Raw genomic sequence first — 3,590 nt, forward strand, 5'->3', positions numbered from 1 at the left:
GGGTCTACTAATGGCTTGTCTGGGTGCCAGTTCGTTACTTGAACAAGAGCGGCTGCGAGCGTCTCTTTGAGCGGCGCTTCCCCTTGTCCGACACGATAGCCACGTTTGTGGAGACCGCTTCCGGATGTATCGATCGTTAACAGTGCTTCATCTTTGTGAAGCGCAATTTCTACACGATAAAAAGCACCGGATTCTTTCAGCCAGGAAGCCACTCCGTACTTCTGCTTTAACCTTTCAACAATCGCCTTTTTTACAATTGACTGACAGTCGGGGACACTGTAGAGCTTAGATTTAACAGATTTTCCAACCACAGGAAATTCGCCATCTTCCGTAATAAAATCCTCCCAAGGTAGAGCTTTCGTTTTTTCAAATAACTCATCAAAAGTGGTAGCTTTAAAGCGACCTGCAAGCAGTTTCACACGATCCGCTGTTCTTAACCAGAGGTTTGCTCTTGGAATAGCCGATGGTTCTGCAGTGAATACCACTCGTCCATTCTCTACTTGGATGTCTTCATAACCGAGAGCTTTGACCTCTCTCCCGACAATAGCCTCAAGCCCCATCGCAGCTGTAGCAATTATTGTAACTTTTTGAGTCATGTTATCCCTCCGAATCTCAATATGTATTCAATAAAAAACCCTTCCAAAAGCGAATGGCTTTTAAGAAGGGTGTCTTTTAAGTAATTAGCGACCTTTGAATACTCTGTAAGCCATGTTCTGTTCCATCGTACTGCAAGCGGTGGTCAACCTCGTACTCCGGTGGTAATCATCTATCTGCCGAATTAACGACCTCTTCTCTAGTTCATTTCCTATTGAAGAGTGCCCCTACCTTCATTTGGGTTGCTCGCTCGTGGGGTTTACCTCGTTCCACCCAAAATATTTCTATTTTGGCTCCGTCACTGTGGCACTTTCAAGGTATTCATTCCATATCCGAAGACGTAGGAACTTTCCCTGCCGTTAGTAAAAACTACCCTGACTTATGGTTTCGTCAGGCACGAACACTACAGACGTCTCAGTCTGTGCGAGCATGGACTTTCCTCTGTATGGAAACATACAGCGATTACCCGAGTATTCAAATGTCTCTTCTTTACATTCAATCATAAGGCGCTTCATTAGCGCACCAGAATAGTATAGCAGATTACATATAATTTGTCACATGGTAATCTATGGGATTTAATCTGCGTATTTTTTGCCAAAAACGGCTTTCTCTAAATTGGAAACTCTTTTTAAAATATCATAATTGACTTGATGGTTCGTGTTGCCATTCTGTCTTTGACGTGGAGCAGCTTCTCGGCTTGACATTTTCTTCAACCGGTCGTTTTCGTGCTGAAGTCGTTCAATTTCTTGCTGAAACTTATCATAATCTTGAATGATGAGATCCAAATATTCATCCACTTCTTCTTGATTATAGCCACGCATTGAAGTTTTAAAATCTTTTTCAAGGATTTCTTTACTAGTCAAATGAAATTCTTCTGAGCTCATTTTCATCACCTCTGTTCACCACATTATCTTTATTTTTTCAAAAGCTGGCGAAATTGTCAATTTCATTCCATGTATAGAATTCATTGACTCCAGTAATCAGGATCAGACATACGCAATTCTTCGACCGTTTCCTCTAAATCTAATGGAGTTATGTACAAGATCGTGTACTTGCCATTTTCTTCAGTTCTACGGGCATGTCTTAGAAAAAACTCCGGACTCCCTTTTGTATCTTCATCAAAAAGAACTAAACATCCATCAGAGTGATCAACGAGAAACTGATCTTTCGCTTTAAACTGATAAGGACCCTCATAATTTTTATCATAGACAGGCTTATAGAAGTCTGCAGTCATTGTGACTTCTTCATAAACCATTTGTGTATCCTCTGGCCAACGCTCCTGCTGGTTTTCGAAAGGGGGGATAACTCCAAGATTAATGTCGTAGACTTCTTTTAGATCAAGAACGACTTCTCCAGCCCAAAGCTCGACGCCCATTTGAGCAGAGATCAGCACCCATTCTAAGCCTTCTTCGATCAATGCAACTAATCTTCGTCGGAGGGTTTCCTTAATAAAAGCTACTTTTGGGTCGTTATGTTTAAATATTCCCATTTCCATAGGCTTATATCCTGTTATGACAATTGTTTTCAACTTGAATCACTCTCCACCACCATTGTATGATATCCAACTAAAAGTTTCTATCCCTGAAATGAAAATAAGCCACTCAACAAGACAAGTGGCTTATCTTAAAAAAGGTTATGAACCTGAACCAGGCATCATAGGCATTTGGCCTTGAGGCATCATAGGCATTTGGCCACCGCCCATCATTCCTTGAGGTGACATTGGCATTTGACCGCCGCCCATCATCCCTTGAGGTGACATTGGCATTTGACCGCCACTCATCATACCTTGCTGAGGCATCATAGGCATCTCACCTTCACCCATCATTCCTTGCATTGGCATTTGCTGACCTTCCATTTCGCCTCCCATTGGCATTTGTCCCATTTCCTGTGGAGACATAAACTCCATCCAATTATAATCAGGGGATTGCCCTTGTGGGAAGTTAAACTCCTGAGTTTGGAAGTTGTTTTGCTCTGAAACTAACAATGGGAAGTAATTATAATTGTTCAGAAGGTGGTTATTACGCACCAACAGATGAGTAGGGTGAATAATGTCCTGATTTTCGACAAAATAATTATCCATCACACAGTGCTGCATCGGACATACGATTGGACGTCTATTCATTGGGGGATGACACTGCCCCGGCATTGATTGATGATGCATTATTGTTTCACTCCTTGTTCTTAGTCTTCCTTATCAGCGTATGTCATGGATAAAGCAGATGTACTGGGCGATATTCTCAATATTACCCAGTTTTTTATATGGGGATTTGGAGTTTATCATTCAGGTAAAAAAATAATGTTTTAAAAAATCCATAAAAAAAGGAGGATTTCTCCTCCTCTTCTTTTACTATTTCGAGATTAATCCTCATGTGTTAAATCCATAGCACCAAACGAAAATGGCAAAAGCTCTTCCATCGTCATCGTACGCGTATCACCATGGAGGTTCGTTGTATGAATTTTCATTTCTTGTGGGAAAAACTCACTCATAACTTGACGGCATGATCCACATGGTGGAACAGGTCTTTTCGTATCTGCTACTACCGCCAATTCTTTAAATTTAGTATGACCTTCTGATAGTGCTTTAAAAATAGCAACTCTTTCTGCGCAGCAGGTCACTGGATAAGCAGCATTCTCAATATTACACCCTGTGAATAATGTGCCGTCTTCTGTTAATAGTGCTGCACCGACGGGAAATTTAGAATATGGAGTATAAGCACGCTTGCGTATTTCTTTTGCTTCCTTTATTAAATTCTCTTGGTTCATCTCTTTTCCCTCCCTTTCAATGGGAAGCTTATTATAAATGAAAACCATTAGGATGTAAAGCGATTACATATAGCAAACAAGAGCACATTCAAGCAGTTAAAATAAATGACACATGTGTCAAAAAAAGTTTATACTGTAGAAGTATAAGACGTAAGGTATTAATCTTTTATTATAAAAAGGAGAATGTTAAATGAAGAAGTTACTTCAGTACAATAAAATCGTCTGGGTCTTTA

Annotated in this window: 5 protein-coding genes and 1 other RNA gene; all 6 read right to left on the minus strand. The window is 40.4% G+C overall.

Going from position 1 to position 3,590, the window contains the following annotated elements; genetic code table 11:
• Nucleotides 1-596: class I SAM-dependent RNA methyltransferase (locus LD39_RS17110; RefSeq protein WP_035550448.1), on the minus strand; the 596-nt coding region annotated here is incomplete at its 3' end.
• A gap of 101 nt (nucleotides 597-697) precedes the next feature.
• Nucleotides 698-1,068, minus strand: an RNA gene (gene rnpB, locus LD39_RS22280) — RNase P RNA component class B.
• A 101-nt stretch (nucleotides 1,069-1,169) separates the two neighbouring features.
• Entirely contained in the window at nucleotides 1,170-1,478 is a 309-nt protein-coding gene (gpsB, locus tag LD39_RS17115) for a cell division regulator GpsB (protein WP_035550451.1), read from the minus strand.
• An 80-nt stretch (nucleotides 1,479-1,558) separates the two neighbouring features.
• Nucleotides 1,559-2,122 (minus strand): SLOG family protein, encoded by a 564-nt coding sequence (locus tag LD39_RS17120; RefSeq protein ID WP_035550454.1) that lies wholly within the window; start codon nucleotides 2,120-2,122, stop codon nucleotides 1,559-1,561.
• A gap of 105 nt (nucleotides 2,123-2,227) precedes the next feature.
• The gene (locus LD39_RS17125) at nucleotides 2,228-2,755 is read right to left on the minus strand and encodes a CotD family spore coat protein (RefSeq protein WP_035550457.1); all 528 of its coding nucleotides are present in this window, start codon (nucleotides 2,753-2,755) and stop codon (nucleotides 2,228-2,230) included.
• A 197-nt stretch (nucleotides 2,756-2,952) separates the two neighbouring features.
• Nucleotides 2,953-3,405, minus strand: coding sequence for a cytidine deaminase (locus tag LD39_RS17130; protein WP_081988497.1), 453 nt, complete (start codon nucleotides 3,403-3,405; stop codon nucleotides 2,953-2,955).
• Nucleotides 3,406-3,590 lie beyond the last annotated feature (185 nt).

The sequence above is a fragment of the Halobacillus sp. BBL2006 genome, from assembly GCF_000786645.1.
Lineage (GTDB): Bacteria > Bacillota > Bacilli > Bacillales > Halobacillaceae > Halobacillus.